Source organism: Burkholderia sp. MSMB1588 (assembly GCF_001546925.1).
GTDB lineage: Bacteria > Pseudomonadota > Gammaproteobacteria > Burkholderiales > Burkholderiaceae > Burkholderia > Burkholderia humptydooensis.
In genome coordinates, this window is the sequence record NZ_LNJS01000005.1 from 1 (window position 1) to 16,724 (window position 16,724).

22 protein-coding genes are annotated in these 16,724 nt (G+C 58.9%); 18 read left to right on the forward strand and 4 right to left on the reverse strand.

Features of this window, described 5'->3' with window-relative positions; translation table 11 throughout:
* The gene (locus WS92_RS30320; RefSeq protein WP_059933706.1) at positions 1–600 is read right to left on the reverse strand and encodes a helix-turn-helix transcriptional regulator; all 600 of its coding nucleotides are present in this window, start codon (positions 598–600) and stop codon (positions 1–3) included.
* A 911-nt stretch (positions 601–1,511) separates the two neighbouring features.
* Between WS92_RS30320 and WS92_RS30325 the strand changes: the two genes are divergently transcribed.
* The 18 genes from WS92_RS30325 (at position 1,512) to WS92_RS30395 (ending at position 15,850) form a co-directional block, all read left to right on the forward strand.
* On the forward strand, positions 1,512–2,150 hold the full coding sequence (locus WS92_RS30325) for an AAA family ATPase (protein ID WP_059933709.1): 639 nt from the start codon (positions 1,512–1,514) through the stop codon (positions 2,148–2,150).
* 34 nt (positions 2,151–2,184) lie between these two features.
* Positions 2,185–2,433 (forward strand): ribbon-helix-helix domain-containing protein, encoded by a 249-nt coding sequence (locus WS92_RS35435; RefSeq protein ID WP_141668136.1) that lies wholly within the window; start codon positions 2,185–2,187, stop codon positions 2,431–2,433.
* Positions 2,434–2,753: 320 nt separating this feature from the next.
* Complete coding sequence (locus WS92_RS30330; protein WP_059933711.1) at positions 2,754–3,038, forward strand: hypothetical protein; 285 nt, start codon at positions 2,754–2,756, stop codon at positions 3,036–3,038.
* Positions 3,039–3,185: 147 nt separating this feature from the next.
* Entirely contained in the window at positions 3,186–3,908 is a 723-nt protein-coding gene (locus tag WS92_RS30335; RefSeq protein WP_059933714.1) for an OmpW/AlkL family protein, read from the forward strand.
* A 10-nt stretch (positions 3,909–3,918) separates the two neighbouring features.
* Entirely contained in the window at positions 3,919–4,239 is a 321-nt protein-coding gene (locus WS92_RS30340; protein ID WP_059933716.1) for a hypothetical protein, read from the forward strand.
* Positions 4,240–4,249: 10 nt separating this feature from the next.
* Positions 4,250–4,402, forward strand: coding sequence for a hypothetical protein (locus WS92_RS36055; protein ID WP_156443012.1), 153 nt, complete (start codon positions 4,250–4,252; stop codon positions 4,400–4,402).
* A 14-nt stretch (positions 4,403–4,416) separates the two neighbouring features.
* Positions 4,417–4,968 (forward strand): hypothetical protein, encoded by a 552-nt coding sequence (locus WS92_RS30345; protein ID WP_141668137.1) that lies wholly within the window; start codon positions 4,417–4,419, stop codon positions 4,966–4,968.
* 73 nt (positions 4,969–5,041) lie between these two features.
* Positions 5,042–6,106 carry a hypothetical protein gene (locus WS92_RS30350; RefSeq protein WP_059933722.1) on the forward strand — a complete coding sequence of 355 codons (1,065 nt, stop codon included), beginning with the start codon at positions 5,042–5,044 and terminating at the stop codon, positions 6,104–6,106.
* A 257-nt stretch (positions 6,107–6,363) separates the two neighbouring features.
* Positions 6,364–6,705 carry a ribbon-helix-helix domain-containing protein gene (locus tag WS92_RS30355; RefSeq protein WP_059933725.1) on the forward strand — a complete coding sequence of 114 codons (342 nt, stop codon included), beginning with the start codon at positions 6,364–6,366 and terminating at the stop codon, positions 6,703–6,705.
* Position 6,706: 1 nt separating this feature from the next.
* Positions 6,707–8,551, forward strand: coding sequence for a type IV secretion system DNA-binding domain-containing protein (locus WS92_RS30360; RefSeq protein ID WP_082743881.1), 1,845 nt, complete (start codon positions 6,707–6,709; stop codon positions 8,549–8,551).
* Between the two features lie 43 nt (positions 8,552–8,594).
* On the forward strand, positions 8,595–11,543 hold the full coding sequence (gene mobF / locus WS92_RS30365) for a MobF family relaxase (protein WP_061083917.1): 2,949 nt from the start codon (positions 8,595–8,597) through the stop codon (positions 11,541–11,543).
* Positions 11,544–11,818: 275 nt separating this feature from the next.
* Positions 11,819–12,370 (forward strand): PAAR domain-containing protein, encoded by a 552-nt coding sequence (locus WS92_RS30370; RefSeq protein ID WP_082743879.1) that lies wholly within the window; start codon positions 11,819–11,821, stop codon positions 12,368–12,370.
* Entirely contained in the window at positions 12,367–13,314 is a 948-nt protein-coding gene (locus WS92_RS30375) for a hypothetical protein (protein WP_061083918.1), read from the forward strand. The genes WS92_RS30370 and WS92_RS30375 overlap by 4 nt, the downstream gene beginning before the upstream one ends.
* Before the next feature lie 10 nt (positions 13,315–13,324).
* Positions 13,325–13,975, forward strand: a complete 651-nt coding sequence (locus WS92_RS35440; protein ID WP_141668138.1) for a hypothetical protein — start codon at positions 13,325–13,327, stop codon at positions 13,973–13,975.
* Entirely contained in the window at positions 13,975–14,637 is a 663-nt protein-coding gene (locus tag WS92_RS30380) for a hypothetical protein (RefSeq protein WP_141668139.1), read from the forward strand. Before WS92_RS35440 ends, WS92_RS30380 begins: the two co-directional genes overlap by 1 nt.
* A 155-nt stretch (positions 14,638–14,792) precedes the next feature.
* Positions 14,793–15,098 (forward strand): DUF7673 family protein, encoded by a 306-nt coding sequence (locus WS92_RS30385; RefSeq protein WP_059933691.1) that lies wholly within the window; start codon positions 14,793–14,795, stop codon positions 15,096–15,098.
* Between the two features lie 12 nt (positions 15,099–15,110).
* On the forward strand, positions 15,111–15,560 hold the full coding sequence (locus WS92_RS30390) for an antitoxin PaaA2 family protein (RefSeq protein ID WP_059933695.1): 450 nt from the start codon (positions 15,111–15,113) through the stop codon (positions 15,558–15,560).
* Positions 15,557–15,850 (forward strand): type II toxin-antitoxin system RelE/ParE family toxin, encoded by a 294-nt coding sequence (locus tag WS92_RS30395; RefSeq protein WP_059933698.1) that lies wholly within the window; start codon positions 15,557–15,559, stop codon positions 15,848–15,850. Before WS92_RS30390 ends, WS92_RS30395 begins: the two co-directional genes overlap by 4 nt.
* 34 nt (positions 15,851–15,884) lie before the next feature.
* On the opposite strand, the gene WS92_RS30400 is transcribed toward WS92_RS30395, so the two are convergent.
* The 3 genes from WS92_RS30400 to WS92_RS36185 all read right to left on the reverse strand — a co-directional run.
* The gene (locus tag WS92_RS30400; protein WP_059933700.1) at positions 15,885–16,241 is read right to left on the reverse strand and encodes a hypothetical protein; all 357 of its coding nucleotides are present in this window, start codon (positions 16,239–16,241) and stop codon (positions 15,885–15,887) included.
* A gap of 64 nt (positions 16,242–16,305) precedes the next feature.
* Positions 16,306–16,503 carry a hypothetical protein gene (locus WS92_RS35445; protein ID WP_141668140.1) on the reverse strand — a complete coding sequence of 66 codons (198 nt, stop codon included), beginning with the start codon at positions 16,501–16,503 and terminating at the stop codon, positions 16,306–16,308.
* A 16-nt stretch (positions 16,504–16,519) separates the two neighbouring features.
* Positions 16,520–16,724 (reverse strand): hypothetical protein (locus tag WS92_RS36185; RefSeq protein WP_206779278.1); only part of this gene is annotated, 205 nt, incomplete at its 5' end.

A 16,724-nucleotide genomic window follows, 5' to 3' on the forward strand; every position in this document is an offset into this window, starting at 1 on the left:
TCAGCTCTTGTGAAAGTCGAGCTGTGCCTGTTCCGGCGGATCGTCTGAGCCGAGAGCCGCACCTGATACCAGTACATCCTCATCGGCCGAAAGCACCGGGATATGGCGCAACGTCGTCTTCGGTGGGTTGATCGGCGCGGCTTTGGTAACCTCGTCCTGTTCATCGAAGTTCAGCACGACTTCGGCCGAGAATGACGCCCAGCGGCCGTCTGCGCGAGCTTGCCAGAAAACGGACGAGTTGACGCGGTACACGTTTGACGTGCCAACCTTCAATACCTCGATCCACTGCTGTTCTCTCAGCAAGGCGACTGCCCGCTTAATCGTGGGCGCGCTTAGGCCAGTCAGTTTGACCAGCGATGCTTGCGACACCATCACCGCGTTTTGGCGGTTCATGGCTTTGACTAGACTTGTGAGCAGCTTACGTGCGGCCGGGGAGCGAAATGCCAGCTCGTCTAGGTCATCGAGATACTTACGGCTGACCTGCACGAAGCCCTGATTTACCGCGCCCCGCTTGAGTTTCACCAGCTCGGCGCGTAGCTCTGCATTCTCCTGCGCGAGGTGATCCCTATTGGGATCATTCGGAGTAACGTCTTGGCTCATATCGTTAACCTACACCATCATTTGTGATCCGTCATAGCTCATCTTAAGTGAGCTAAGAGGGATCGTCAATGATCTTATGGATCACACAGGATGATCCCAATAGGGATCACCTAGGATGATCCCTTTACAAATCGCCGAATCCCTTGCCAGACAAGGCTTTTCGGCGATTTTGTGCATTCTCCCCTCTTTTCTCTCTTTTAGCGCCGTATAACCCCACCCCGGCCGCTACGCGGCCACCCCGTGAGGGGAAAAAGTGCGCGCCTTCGGCGCGATAGCTAACGGACAAATCTATCCAGACGAACGAACCGCGCCAAAGGCGCGGCCGGCAAGCATGGCTCTGTGGTGCTCGTGGTCTAAGCGGTCGCCGCGGCTCTGCCGCGCCGATCGCTAAGACCGGGGGTAAATCGTGGCCGGCGCGTCCCGCTATGCGGGCCACCCCGACCACTCAACCCGGCCCGTCCGGGCGTTGCCCGGACCCTTGGCCACGGCTAAAACGGCCATCGTCTGCAACGGCATCAGAGTTTTGCATCAAGGGGGCGATCTACGCGGCCGGGTTTGTCGTAGGCGAAATATTTCTCCCTAAGGCAAGGCCGGAGGCCGCGTCAGGCCCGTAGGGCTCGCTCGCGGGGAGACGGTGGACAACTGCGGAACCCCGGCCAACGAGCCGGGGCTGTCCACACCCTTGTGGTGTGGGCAGCGCAGTTGCCCACCGGCGGGCGCGGGATGCTCCCTCCCCTCTTGTAGACCACTCACGGCCCGGATACGGGCCGTGTTCACATTTACCGCGTAGCGGTCACTTTTTGGGGTTTCGAGGTCTCCGGCGAAGCCGGATTTTTTATTTTTCGAGCGGTTACAACTGATGGTAAAATCACATACTACGTAGTTTATACGTATATTATGGGGATAAACACATGATTGTTACCGTAGGAAATCCAAAAGGCGGTGTCGGTAAATCGACCCTTGCTGTTCAGCTTTCTCTAGGGTTGACCGCGCGCGGTGAGCGGGTTTGGTTGATCGACGGTGACCGCCAGGGGACAAGCATTGGCGCGATTACGGTGCGAGCCGAAGGCGGCCGCACGCCGATTCCCGCAGCGGCCTATCCCGATGGCGCGACACTTCGAAGCCAAGTCACGCAACAGCGCCATTTGCATGACCACATCATCATCGATGCGGGCGGGCGTGATTCAACGGCACTACGGGCAGCATTGGCCGTGTCTGATATGGTACTAATTCCGTTCCTGCCGCGCAGCTTCGATGTGTGGGCGCTCAACGACGCTGCGGCGATCTTGGCTGAGGCCCGCGCGGTTAATGACATTAAGGCATGGGCTGTGTTGAACGCAGCAGATCCGCAGGGCGGCGACAATGCCGAGGCAGAAGAAGCGATTCGGGAGCTGGACGGAATCGAGCTGTTACCGGCGCGCATTACCCGTCGAAAGGCGATCGCTCACGCTTCCGGCGCTGGCTTGCATATCGAGGAATACAAGCCTCGCGACGCCGCCGCATGCGCCGAAATCGCAGCGCTTACTGATACGCTGTTTATGCGTAGTTAATACGTATAAACAGCGTTGCTTAAAGGTATTTATTATGGGACTTACAAAGGCACCAAAGAAGCCGCCGACCGATGCGACGGCCGAGTTCATCAATCGTGCGCCGGATGCTCCGCCCCGCTCGGAGCAACAATCCCCCGCAGAGGTGTCGCAGAACAAGAAGCCAATCACGATCACATTCGATCCGGTGTTGCTCGCCCAGCTCGACGCAGCGGCAAAGCGAATGGGTATCAGCCGATCTAGTGCGCTGGCCGTTGCCGTATCCAAGTGGCTCGGTATCGAGTAGTGCCCCTTCGCGGACGTCAACCAAGCCTCGATCGCGAGGTTTGAAGATCCACCCCTTCGGGTGATCACCGTATACCCCGGCCGGATCGGCTAAAATTGCTTCGCCGTCGAAACAGCGACGGCACAGGTTTGGAAGCCTGTTTGCACCAACCGCACACCTGCCTCGCGGCAGGTCGTGCGCTTGCCTCTGCACGCCTATGGGCGGGCCGTGGTGGGAGAGCCGAAAGGCTCGCCGGAGTTGGTGCCGGTCTTCCAATCCTGCCATTGCGCCCGCTCACCCCTCTCGGGGCAGCGGGTTTCCATATGCGCGGGAGACCAGCAATGCCCGAAGACCTCATTCCCCTTTCCGACGACGACCATGCGTTGCTGCGCGAGTATCTGCTTGGGCTAGTACTTTACGCCGGCAGTGTCTACGCACAGGAATTTGCAACGCTGACAGGCTTGGCGGCCACGCTACGCAAGTGGTTGCCGGCCGGGCACGACTGCACCAGGTTGGCGGCCGAACTCGAACAACACGCCCGCCGAGCACGGGGCGACCTGAAGCGGGATCTGGCAATGCTACGCGGACTGAATCCAGCGATGCCACTTTCAACGCGCAAACACTAGAGCTGCTTCGGCGTCTTGACGCTGGCTACCCTTCCACCAGCTATTTACCGTCAACGTATTTTATATATATAGTATACGTATACACTACATTGTTAATACATCATAATGGCGTCTCCCATACGTAGTTCAACAACAGGAGATTTCCATATGAAACCGTTGCTTTTGTCCCTTTCCTTGCTGGCCGTGATTCCAGCCACATCGCACGCTCAAGCGGCCGGCAGCGTGCTCGTTAGCGCGGGCTGGATGCACCTTGCGCCGCAGTCCAGCAGCGGCCCGTTGACGCTAACGAGCGTCGGCGGAGCATCGGTCAACACCGGCATTCCCCACACCGGCATCGAGGCCGGCAGCTCGGATACCTTGGGCCTGTCGGCTACGTACTTCGTGACGGATCACGTTGCGCCCGAGCTGGTGTTTGGCATTCCGTCGACGTTCGATCTGGAGGGAAGGGGAGCGCTGGCCAGCTACGGGAAGCTGGGAAGCGCGAAGCAGTGGAGTCCCGCGCTGTTGCTCAAGTATTACTTCCGCGACCCACAGGCACGACTGCGCCCGTATGCCGGCGTCGGCGTGACCCGTATCTGGTTCACAGGCGCGAGCGTGACCAACTCCACCTTCGAGCAGAAGGCGCTGGGTGGCTCGACCACCGTTTCCACGGATCGGTCGTGGGCGCCCGTCCTCAACCTTGGCGTCAATTACGCCGTTACTGAGCACTGGTTCGCCGGCTTTTCGCTCTCGTACATCCCCGTGAGCGTGACGGCGCGACTGAATACGGCCGTGCCGTCGCCGGTCGGCACCATTCCCGTTCAGTCGCAAACCAAGATCCGGCTCAACCCGATCGTGGCGTTCGTGAACGCCAGCTATCGCTTCAGGTGATGAAACCGCTATGAACACTCTTGTTGCTGGGGCCGTGGGCGCTTCCCTTGGAATCGCTGGGCTTGTCCTGTACGTCATGCACAACGCCCATGTTCAGGACGCGACCAGCGTGCAGGTGGCAAAGATGGACTGCCACAACGCGCGCTTTGACGAAGACTTTGCCCGCATGCGCGGCGACTCGCAGCCGGCGTTACAGCGCGCCGCATCCGAGGCCGATGCCGCCTGCGGTGAGTATCGAGGCAAGAAGGCTGCGGCCGAGGTTCGCCAGGTCGAGCGCAACCAGTCGAGCGACCAGCTCGTCCGCGACCTGAACGACGCACTCAAAAAATAGAGGTCTGACAATGAGCTTTCAAAATTTTCCCGTGGTGATGGCCGGCTTGGTTGGCCTTGTCGTGTTCCAGTCCGGCATCAGCCATACCGCTGTCGGCCAAGGCGTTTCCGGCTTCATCGTGAACGCCGTCTTGCTGGCACTTGCCGCGCGCCTGCTGAAATAACGGAGACCATCACTATGAACCGCACGCACCTTTCTACACTGGCCATGCTGGCCGCCTCTCTCATCGCCCATTCTGGCGCGATCCACGCGGAGCCGGCCGGCGCTGGCGTTGCGCCGATCCGCGCCGGCATCCCGCCTGACCTCAACGTACTCGAAAGCAGCCTCTGTCCGCTCGGCGAGGCCCCCCGGAGCCTTGCTATCGGGAACGTGCAATCGTGGACGTGCGGCCCGTGGGTGGCCGTTTCCGCCCCGGAGCCGGCCACGGACGGCCGCCCGGCCGGCTGGGTGGTCTCGTATTCGGGCGTCGTCCAACCGGGCAAGGCCGAGAGCGTTGCCGACGCTGAACGGCAGTGCACGGAGGCCAACGCAACCGTTACTCGCCGGTCTGCCACATCGATCGAATGCCGGATCGCTTCCGCAGGGGCCGAACAAATCGTGTCCTATTCAAAATCCACCGTGACCAAACCACACGTACTGTTCGGGCTGAATTGGTTTGAAACTCGGCAAGATCACATGACCTTCACAGTAACCGTTCGACCCGCTAACGGGGCGGTATCCAAGGGATAAATCGGTCGAACGAGAAAACCCGTATGTCACCCCGGCGCGTGAGCGTCCGGGGAATTTCACCACCGAGACCAGAATGAAAATAAAGTACATCATCGTCACAGCACTGATTGCCGCAGCCTTGGCTGGTTGCAGTAAGAAAGAGGCAGGCGTTTCCGCCGAGTCGTCGCAAAGCACCGGATTCCGTGGCGAGTTTGGACAGTCCAATACCAAATCCGAAAGCGTATCCAAGTCAAACAAGGTCGTCGCAAAGCAGCAGTTGCTGACCGAGATCATTATGGCGGCGCAGGGGGCGCAAGACTATTTCGGGGACAACTACTACATATCGTGGAACACGAAAGACGCTCCGAAGTATAAGGCGGCAATTGATTTTAATGACGGCCTGACGGATGCAAAGTCAGCATGGGAAAATGGTGCTCGTTTCCATTTTGGGCCGGGCGGCACTCCGTTCGATGGTGAGATTTTCAAGAACAAGAGTGGTGTCATGGAATTCGCTAAGTCAATGACTTTGCCGAAGCAGTATGAGGATTGGGCGAAACCGCTGGACGATATCGCGTCAAAATACCTGAAAGGGGATGCGCAGGCCGGTGAGGATTTCCTGTTGAGACGACTTGTGATTGAAACGTTTTTGCAGGGCGTTTCTCCTAGCCGTGGCTGGGTGAAATACGATGATGCGACTCAGGAGCAAAGCATGATGGTTTACATGAACAGGAAAATGCGAGAGCTGAATTTCGCTAACCTGTTCGCGGCCGAGGTCGCCCGAACCATGCCGCAGAGTTTTCAGAACCCGACAGATTTGCGGCATGATTTTCTTGAGGCAGTCGTGAAGATTCCGAACGCAGCCTATTACGCGATGTTCAAGCAGGCGTCGGATATAGCAGCCAAGGCTATAAAAGTGACTGTAGGGCAGGGCGACCCATCATGGAGCAGCGGTATTTATGAATATGACGGTCCACCCACTGGCTGGGTATATAGGGTGGGCGGCCAGGTGGTGTTTGGACAGGGCTACATTAACAGCCAGCTCTATGAGGTAGAAGTGGCGAGCGCTCTAGAGCTTAGCGCGAAGAAGGAGCGGGCGGATAGGCAGACTGAATCATTTGGCACTGACCAATCTGATAAGGCGTCGGTCAGGGTTAAGTAATAGGTGATTTTCGGGGTGCATGGGGCGATTCGCCCATGCACCGAGGCATGGATCGCGTGGACAGGGGGCGGGTCGTTCAGCTATGCTGAACTGGAAAAGCGGCACACATTACGCACCTACGGTGCATGTGTTAAAACCGCTGAAATGCCCGTGTGATCGGGCTTTCCAGCGTAATACGCAAATCTAAAAACGTGTAATACAAAGGCCGTGCCGAAAGCGGCGCAAATCAATACATACAAGGACGAAACGGGGAATACATGGAGCAATCGAAGATCATCAGCCTGCGGCTGCCTGTCGAGCTGCTGGACAGGGTAGACGAGCATGCGGAGACCGTTGGCGGGGACAGTAACCGGTCGTTTGTGCTGCGTTCGTTGATCGAGGCTGGTTTAGAAAAGAACCGATTGGAAGCTCAGATTTCGGAATTGCAGGCGAGCATGTCGAGGTTAATGCTGGTCGTCGAGAAGTCGTTTCTTATGGGTTATCTCGGCGCTCGCATCATGACCGATGCGCATAGCGTCGAAAAAGAGCGGCGTGAGCAGATAAACGACGAGGCAAATCGACTGTTGGTTAAGGCGATGGTGGAAAAATTCGGGTACTAAAATGGCAATCAATAAGCGATCGCGACTCGATGATTTCACGCGCGGTAGTGATGCGCTTTGGCATTCTATCCATATGGCGACTGCCGGAATTCAACGGCTGGCGATCGTGGCGGGTGCCGTGGCGCTCGCCATATTTTCTAGCGCGTTGCTCTTGGTGACTAATGCGGTAGAGCGTGAGGTGATATTCAAGCATTATCTGGCTGAGTTGCTTGTGGCGTTCGGGGTGAATATTGCTGTCAGATTGCCGATTGGTGGGGGCGTCGAGTTGTCAGCCAGTCAAGCCGCTGACGTAACAGGCCAGGTTATCGGTCGGCGCGGCTTTGTGGTGTTTGTTATCGGTGCGGTATCTATCGCGGTGGGCGTGTTTGTCGCAAAACGCGTTGCCGCCCACAAGATGAAATTGGGTGCGGACGAAGCGACCGACAAATTTTTGCGAGGGCAAAAAATAGTGTCGGCAGACGAACTGAGCGGAATGACAAATTTGGAGGCAAGGGCGGGTTACAAAATCGGGGGCGTAGGGATACCAGATGCTTTGATGACGCGCAACGCCGCATTCATGGGGGGAATGGGTGCGGGTAAGACTCAGGGTATCTGCCACCTAATCGACGCATCGCGGCCGAGGATGAAGGCCGTGGTGTATGACACCAAAGGGGACTATATCCAGAAATACTATGACCCGGCCCGTGGTGACATCATCCTGAATCCGATGGATTTGCGGTGCGCCGAATGGTCGATATTCGATGACATGCAGGACGACATTGATTATCGGACAGTCGCACGTTTTTTTATCCCAGACGCGGAAGGCGGGAACGGGCAGAACCAGATTTTCGTGAACGGGGGGCGGAAGGTTCTGGAAGACGTAATGAAGCTCGTAAAGATGGGGCCGGATTTCGAAAAAAGTATGAGCGAAGTGGCCCGCGTCGCTATGCGAATGCCGCTCGCCGAGCTTCATAAATACCTTGTCCGGTACGAGCTGGACAGCGCGCAACTGATGACCCCGGATAATCAAAAGGCGGCCAGCTCGTTCCGAATGGAGATTGTGACTGCGCCTGCATTGAGCTTTTTTAAGCTGTTTTCATCCAGTGGATTTTCGATCCGCAAGTTCATTGAATCAGACTCGGCGGGATGGCTTTTCCTTGCGAGCAACCCGAAGCAGCATGAGGCGATCGCGCCGTTCGTTGCGGTGTGGCTGGAGCTGGCCGTGTTGGCCGCGCTGTCGGGGCCGCTGATCGATCACATGCGGGTGCAATTCGTCCTTGATGAGCTGGCGACCCTGCCGAGGCTGAATGCGCTGCCGCGCTCGATGACGCTGGGGAGGGAATACGGGATCAGTACGCTGATCGGGATGCAGAACGAAGCCCAAGGGCGGCATATCTACGGCGACCTGCTGTTCCGCACGATGCTGGCCAACGCCCAAACCAAGGCCATTTTCCGCACCGAGGAGACCGAGAGCGCAAAGGCACTCGCGGCGTTTCTTGGTTCGCAGGAAGTGGACGAAGCCACAGCCGGCAACACGCACGGCGCGGACACCGCCCGCGACAGCAGCCAGATCGGCCGGAAACGCGCCGAAACGGCGTTGGTCATGGCATCGCAGGTTCAGACGCTGCCGGACCTGACCGCGTATCTGAAGGTGGCGGGCGGGTATCCGGTGGCCGAGGTCACGATTCCCTATGTCAAGCGGCCCATCATCGCGCCAGCGTTCGAGCCGCGCCCGTTGCCGGTCATCGAGCAACGCGAGCCGATCGCGCCGGCCTACGAGGCCGAGTCGCCGCCCGAGCTGGCCGATTATGAGTGGCCGACCGAATTGCCGCCCGCGCTGCTGGACGACGATCGCGGCTTGTTCTGAGCGTCTATCACACCACTACAAACGAACCAGAGACGGGGAACGCATGATTTCGATGCACGCGATCGGCAACGCCAGCGGCGCGGCCAAGTACTACACGACCGAGCAGGCCCGGATTGAATACTACGCCGGCGAGGTCGTGCCGTCCGCGTGGGGCGGCCGGGGAGCCGAGATCAATGGTTTGTCCGGCCACGTGCAGGCCGGCGACCTGAGCCGCATTCTCGCCGGCCAGGTGAACGAACTTGGCATCGACGGGGAGGCGCGACAGGCCCAGCTCGGCCGTACCGTCACCGATACGGCGACCGGCGAGAAGACCACCGAGCATCGTGCCGGCTGGGATCTGACTTTCTCCGCGCCCAAGAGCGTGAGCGTCGAGGCCGAGGTTTTCGGGCAAAAGGGCGTGCGGGACGCCCACGAAGCGGCCGTGCAGGCGTCCATGAATTGGCTGGAAGCCGAGGGCGCACAAACCCGCGTCAATCAGCAGTTTGTGCAGACCAGCAACCTGACCTATGCCAGCTTTTCGCACGCGACGAGTCGCGCCGGCGATCCGCAGACCCATACGCATGTACTGATTGCCAATGTCACCTATCACGATGGCAAGGCGTACTCCCTCAGCAATGAAAAGCTGATGCAGTTTCGCACGACGGCGGATGCCGTTTACAAGAACGAGCTGGCCGGCCGCCTTCGCGAGCAAGGCTATTCGCTGCGGTTCGACGGCCGCGGCGAATTCGAGATTGCCGGCTACAGCAAAGGCCAGCTCGAGCAATTCAGCAAGCGTTCGGGGGAGCGCGATGCCGCGCTCGAGCGCCGGGGCATCGATAAGGATTCGGCCAGCTACGAGGCGCGGCAGGCCGCCGTGTTGGCCACGCGTGCAGACAAGGCCGAGGGGCATAGCGAGAGCGCCGAGGCGCACCGCGATCGCTGGCAGGCCGAAGCCGAGCACGCCGGCATCCAGCAAGCCCCGCTCGGCGCTTACACGCTGGCCGAGCAGCCGAGCGCGGCCGACGTCGTGCGCAGTGCGATCGCATCGCTTGCCGAGCGCGAGCAGGAGTTTTCGCGCAAGGACTTGGTGAAAGAGAGCATGCTACAGAGTTCGGGGCGCGCATCGAGCGCCGAGCTGATCGCGGCGATCGACGCGGCGGCCGACACGGGCGAGCTGGTACAGCGCGCGCAGGATCGTGCCGGCGCACGCTATACGACGCGCGAGGCGATCGCCGGCGAGCGCTGGGCCGACAAGACCATCACGGCCGGCCGCGACGCCCACACGGCGATTCTGAGCGATGCCGAGTTCGACAGGCGGCTGGAGGCCTTCGAGAGTCGCAAGGGGTTTGCCCTCAAGGATGAGCAGCGCGACGCCGCCAGAAGCATCCTCACGGGCCGAGACCAGTTTTCCGGGGTGCAGGGTGCCGCCGGCACCGGCAAGACGACGATGCTGGAATTCGTGCGTGAGGCGGCCGAAAGTCAGGGCTGGAAGGTGCAGGGCTTTTCGACCGGAGCGGCGCAGGCAGAAAAGCTGCAGGCGGATTCCGGCATCGAGTCGAGCACCACGGCATCGTTTCTCGGCAAGGCCCGTAACCTGCAGGATGCCGGCGTCGGTCAGGCCAAGATCATCTACATCAACGACGAAGCGTCGATGGCCGGCCAGAGGGAGTTTAACGGCGTGCTCGATGCCACTGTTCACGCGGGTGCCAAAACGGTGTTTGTCGGCGATCGCGCGCAACACCAGTCCGTCAGCGCCGGCGGTGCATTCGAACGGGCGCAGATCCACATGACCATGTCGGAGCTGAAACAGATCAGCCGTCAGCAGACCGACGAGGCCCGCGCGCCGGTTCGCTCGATCATCGAAGGCCATTACGGGGACGCGATACGCCACACGGCCGTCGAGTTTGCCGGCGCGCGGCGTGGCATCGAGGATAAGTGGGCGGCGATCGAGGCGCAGAGCGACGGCGCACTGACGAAAGCCCAGGTGCAGCAGCGTCGCGATGAAATCAAGGTCGCGCGCCAGGTCGACAACGAACACGCGATCAAGGCCATTGCAGCCGATTACGCGGCGCTGCCATCCGATGAGCGCGCCAAGACCATCGTTGTGACAGCAACGAACGATGACCGCCGCTCGATCAATCAGGCGATCCGCAACCAGTTGAAGGCCGCCGGCGAGCTGTCGGCTGAAACCACGCAGGTAGATACGCTTCGCGCCAAGGATTTGACGCGCTCGCAGCGATCGCAGGCAACCAGCTACCAACCGGGCGACGTGCTGAAGAAAGCCGGCCGCGACGGCTCGGTGTCGTATCTGACCGTGCGCGGCATCGATGCCAGCGCCAACCGCCTGACCGTGGACGGCGACGGCCCCCGGCCGCGCACGATCGAGGCCAAGCAGGCGGGCAGGATGCAGGCGTATACCACCGACGTTCACGAGTTCGCCTTTGGTGATCGCATTGCCTTTGCCGAGAACGAGCGATCCACAGGCATTAAGAACGGCGACGCCGGCACGTTCATCGCCGCTCATGGCGGCAAGCTGACCGTGCTGCTGGACAACGGCAGCCGGAAGGAAATCGACCTGTCACGGTACAAGCAACTGGATCACGGCTATGTGATGACCAGCCACAAATCGCAGGGCCAAACCGTCAGCCGCGCACTGGTTCACCACAACACGGACGGCGGCCGTCACGGTCAGCGCGAGACCTACGTGAACAACACCCGCCATCGACACAAGGTCGTCACCTACACGCAGGACCGTGAGCTGGCCGCCAAGCAGGCGTCGCAGGAGGTCAACAAGACCTTGGCGACCCGCGCCCGCCACGCGGCGGGCGAACCGCGCGAGAACAGGCACGATGCCGCCCTTGCCGCTCGCTCGGCCACCTACGCCGATTACCGGTCCAGCCCGCGCCAGGTGCGGCCCGAGCCGACGCGTAGCGCCGAGGCACCCCGAGCTGAGGAACGGCAGCAGGAGCGCGGGCAGCAGCGTGACAAGGGCATGGAGCTGGGGTTGGGCTGACGACGGGTCATTATCGCGCCTTGATACGGTGACGATTCCGCTACGTGCGACAATGCTTTTCTCTCAGGTTCTGGCACGGCCCTCGGAATAGCCAGATCCATTTTTAGCCGATCCCAGCGATCGGCTTTTTTTCGCCCGTCGAGTGTCTATCGCACCACCGCTAAACATCAAGAATTGTCAGGCGTTGTTGAAAATCAGACGAATCGTATAGACACGCTCGCCAGAATGCTGAAAGCATTACCAAGATAGGGCCAAAATCATCGGGAGAGCGTGGGATGAAGCGATATTTGCTCAAGCAAGGCGACAAGTCCTCAAACGGAGGCGTCGTTACGGAAGGGATTCCAAACTGTACGCACCACGGGACGCCGCTAACGTTCATTGGTGCGCAAGTCTACTGCCACGGCTGCAAGACGGTCGGTCACATTGCACCCAAGGGGCCGCGTTGGCCCGATAGCATGCACGGCAAGGAGCAGGCGCTAGACGGCGATATCTGCCTCTGCCAGTGCGTTCCGCCCCCGGTCATGATCGCGTCACAGCACGATAGTTTCCATAGCTTCGAATCGCACCATCTGGCGGATATGGGTTATGGAGTGGGCGCGGAATCGCTGACGCAGCAATATCGCGGGAACTACGATGAGCGCGTTCGTGTTCTCAACGAGTCCGGGCAACCCATACCGAGCATCCCCTATCACATCAAGACCGCGACCGGAGCCGTTTACAAAGGTCTTACCGACGTTTCGGGATACTGCCCGCGTGTGTACACGGACGACGTGTCAAAACTCGATATCGCAATCGGAATGCAAGCTTTGGAACGGTGGGACGCATGAGTGATTTTGTTTATCAGACGCACACGAACGATAAGACAGATTCGACGTTTGACGTGCTCGGGCATGTGATGCCCGCAAGGGCTTTTTTCTTTATTACTGTTGATGAAGTTGGACCGGAAGGGTTTCTTGTTCGGCGCACTTATTCGAGTGTTGATGATCCGCGTATGCCGAAAGGGTTAACGCCTTTACAGAAATTTCAGATTGTATATCCTGAAATGTCAGGTCTTACTTCTCCTAATCCGTCGGGTTTGGCTAAGGCGGCAGAGCATGTTTTGCAACGCAATGATCTAATAAAGATTGAAACGCAATTCGTATCAACGAGTGGGAATTTCCCCGGAGGGGCCGATCGTTTTCATGGTTCGGAAAATCCTTCTAAGGTGGTTTATATTGATATTGCCAAAGCGAAACGTTCCGGGGCTGTGCTGGTGTCTCCCGAAGAAATTGGACGGAGCATTGATGAGTATGTGAAAGGCATGCCATCAAAGGTAAGGCGTGAAGCGGAGTATTTGAAGAAAAAATCTTTGGGTGTTGATAACGAATATTTAGTTAAGCCCAATCCTGTCGTTCCGGCTGATGGCATTTTCACGCAGCGCGGACTTAAGGCTGCGTTTGGTATCCAAAAATTTGCGAAGGTTGTTCAGGTCTTTGGTATTTTCTTCACCGCATATGATTTGTCTAAAGCCACAGAGGAGTCCATCAGGTTCAAGTCCGTAAAGCCCATAACAAAAGCGACTCTGAAACAAATAGCGGGGTGGGAGGGCAGCATTGCTGGGAGGTGGGCGGGCGCTGCACTTGGCGCGAGAATGGGGGCGACCGCTGGGGCGCTTTGCGGTATAGAATTGGGACCGGGTGCAATCATTACCGGTGCGATTGGCGGAATCATCGGGGGCGCGCTCGCTTATACAGGCGAATCGTACGTGTTGGATAAAACAATGGGCGATTAGGGAGGGCAATGTGGGAATTTTTGGTTGGTTGAAAAAATCGCCTGAATCCGATGCAAAGACGGCACTTGAGAAAATGTTTCCGTTTCCGCATTCATTTGATGCGATGTTGGATGCGTTCTCTAAGTCGGTAGACGGTGCTGCACTTGATGCGCTGTCAGATATTCCGAATTTACGCGGAATGCAGAATCTTGGATTGAATGCCGTACTGTTGACGCGGCATATTGAGATTCAGGCGTTTCCGCGCTATCTGAGTTTGATTAGGCGGGGGTGGGAAGAAGTTCGGCTGCTGCATTATCAGAATGGCAATTTTCATACGTTCATTTCTTTCTCGGATGAATTGGGCGGTCGAAATGTCCATGTCCTGACAAATTCCGCAGAATTGATCGCGGATCAAGCTAAAGAAGAGTTTGGGCCACCGCCGCCTTGGGTTGTGTGGTGCTACTACGGGCCATTTGTTCGGTATAACGAAGGTGCCGAAGAATTTTGGTTGAGATATTTTTGGGGTCCTTTTTGGGATGGTCTGACTCCTGATGCGCGAGATTCATATATTGACAGACATAGTAAAGAAGCGCTTTCGTATATGTCTGAGCAGGAATGGGAGGATTGGGTATATTCAACCCGGAAGAATGATCCGGAATATAGGGCGCGTGAGGGGCTTTAATGGCTGTTAAGACACAATACATTGCGCCGCTTTCTCTATGGGTTGTGGTGCGCCGCCGCGTGCTCGATTCGGGACTGTTCATAGAGCCAGCTTGGACCGGATCGGCTCAAGAGGGGATATCTGGTCCGGTAATCTTCGTTTCGCGCCTGCTGGCGCACATGTACGCATACCTGCGTAACGAATACCACAGCGACGATGACACCGGCCACTGGAAAGCGATTCCGCTACATGATTTCGACCTGTTGGACCATGCGAACGGGATAGACGGTACGTTGTATTGCATGATGGCTTTCGGGTTCGCGATGGAGACCGAAACCGACGTGATATGCATACACTCTCCCCGGATTCGCTACGTGCCTCTACCGTTCAACATTCCGCCGAACACTGGCGGGGTAACATTCTCGTTCAATCAATGGGCGTTTGACTTCATGCGCGATGAGTGGAAAGCGCTTGGTCTGGGGAACTATGAACGCGAATTGGAGGCTATGGACGAGTTGGACGAATCAGGCTTTGATCGTCTAAAACAGACGGCCATAGCTAGGCTAGGCATCTGTCGGGAACCTTCCGGGCGTGATGGCCCTTGGGCGGTTTTCAGCACGCGGCAGGACACATGGGTTGCCGGATACGAAGCGCCGCCCGAGCTGGCGCGCGGGCTGCACTGACGTGACGCGAGGTGTTGTCGGGTGTTATGTCGCATTCCCGCCCCGGACAATAATAGCAGAACGCCCGGTGTACAATAAATCGGGAGTCTGTACAATAATAACCGCTGACCCAAAACTCTCGCCAGCGTGAGCTGGCCCCACCGGGAGCGACACCGATGCGATCCGAACAGATGACCTCCGCTGAGCGCGCGGCCCTCGAACGCCTCCTTGAGCACGCGCGCGGCGACACGCACCAGAGCCGGCGCGTCGCCGATTTCCTGCTCGCCTGGTGGAATGCCGGCGAGTGCGGCAAGTACGACCTCACCACCGCTTGGGGCGTGGACGACGCCATCGTGGAGGATATGTGCGTGGTGTTCCGGCTCGCCTCGCGCGCGAACAGCTACCCCGACACGCTCGGCTACGGCCCGCAGTTCGAGGCCGTCGTGCAGGCATGGCGGCCGGAGCTGGCCGCGAGCCACTGACGGAGATCCCACATGGCAACCGAAACCATCGACCAAAAGACCCTAACCCAGCTTGTAGAGGCCGGCGCGGTGCGCGCGGCGCACGTCGTCGGCCACGGCAACGGCTGGACGATCGCAGCGCGCTACGGCCTGACCGAGCGCTTTCTGTCGGCCAAGCGCGGCGACGTGCGCGTGTTCCGCAAGCTTGAAACGCTGGTGAGCTTCCTGCGTGACATGGGCATCAGCCGCTTCGACGTCGACGCGGCCGGCTTCGATCCGGCCGCCGGCGGCCCGACCCGGCCCGACCGGTCGGCGGCGCTCAAGGAGGCGCACGCCGCGCGCGCGTATGACAAGTGGTTCCGTGAGCAGGTGCAGCAGGCGATGGACGATCCGCGCCCGCGGATTCCGCACGCAGAGGTGCAGCAGCGGATGGAAGCGAAGAAGGCGGCATTGCGAAAGCAGCTCGCGCGCGGGGCTAAATGATCGTTGAATGGAACCCGCAGGCGAGCGAAGATCGCGACAGGATTTTTGATTACATCGCGGCCGACAATCCCAGCGCCGCGCTTGAGCTGGATGACCGGATCGGCGAGCTGACCAGCGCCCTGCCCGAGCATCCCGAGCTGTACAAGCCCGGCCGCGTGCGCGGCACCCGTGAAATGGTCCTGACGCCCAACCATGTGCTGGTCTACCGGATCGAGCGGCCGGCCGGCGTGATCGAGATCGTGCGCATCATCGGTGCGCGCCAGGACTACCCGAAGGGCAAGCGAAAATGAGGGCGCTGACTGGCGGCGTCCTCATCCCACCTGTTTATTGGGCGGGCTTCCGGTTGTAGACCACCATCCCCGTGGGATGCAGGTTGAACTCCAGGTCACAGCGCACGAACTCCGCTTCGCTGACGTCGCTGAAAATGTGATCGCACAGCCATGCAGCCATCGCGGCCTGCATGGCGTTTTTTTCGATTTCTCGGGCGTCGTCAGCTTGTACCGCCTTGATGAATTCTCCCCCAAAGAACGGCACCGCTCCCTGTGCGAACGCTTTGCCCTTCTCCCTCACGAATGCTTCGCGATCCTTTGCAATCGCGATCAACGCCGGCGCGTCGATCGCGGTTTGGAAGCGGATCGTTTCCTTTTGGCTTTCATCGAAAACGCGCATCTTGACTAGCATGTGTTCTTCCTTCTTCTTCTGGGGTTAGCTACGGGCTGTTGCTGGGCGACGCTGCAATAGTGCACTAGAACAATCGGCGCGCGATGGCCGTGCGCGCGGATTCGTCATGATGCATGTGCCGGATGCCCTGCATGGCGCGACCGATCCAGTCAGCGGTTGGGTTGCCATCCATGGGAAACCGGCCGCCGTTGGTGGCCGGCGCCTCATCAAGATCAGTCACCACCCAAACGCTGACCTTGGTGGCAAGCTCTCCATCACGCATGGACATCTCCTGTTGTCTAATAACCGGAACCCTTGCCCGCTCCCCAATAATTCTTGGGGCCGGGTATCGGCGCGTGATTCCGTTCAGCACCGTATTGGGAGCCGTTGTAACGGCAGCCATAGCCGTGTCGCCACACCTCGTCTTCGTCATCATCGGATGCGTCCCACGGAAGCGCTTTGATCGCGGTCCATAGTTTCTTGAAAACGCTTCGCATCCTCACC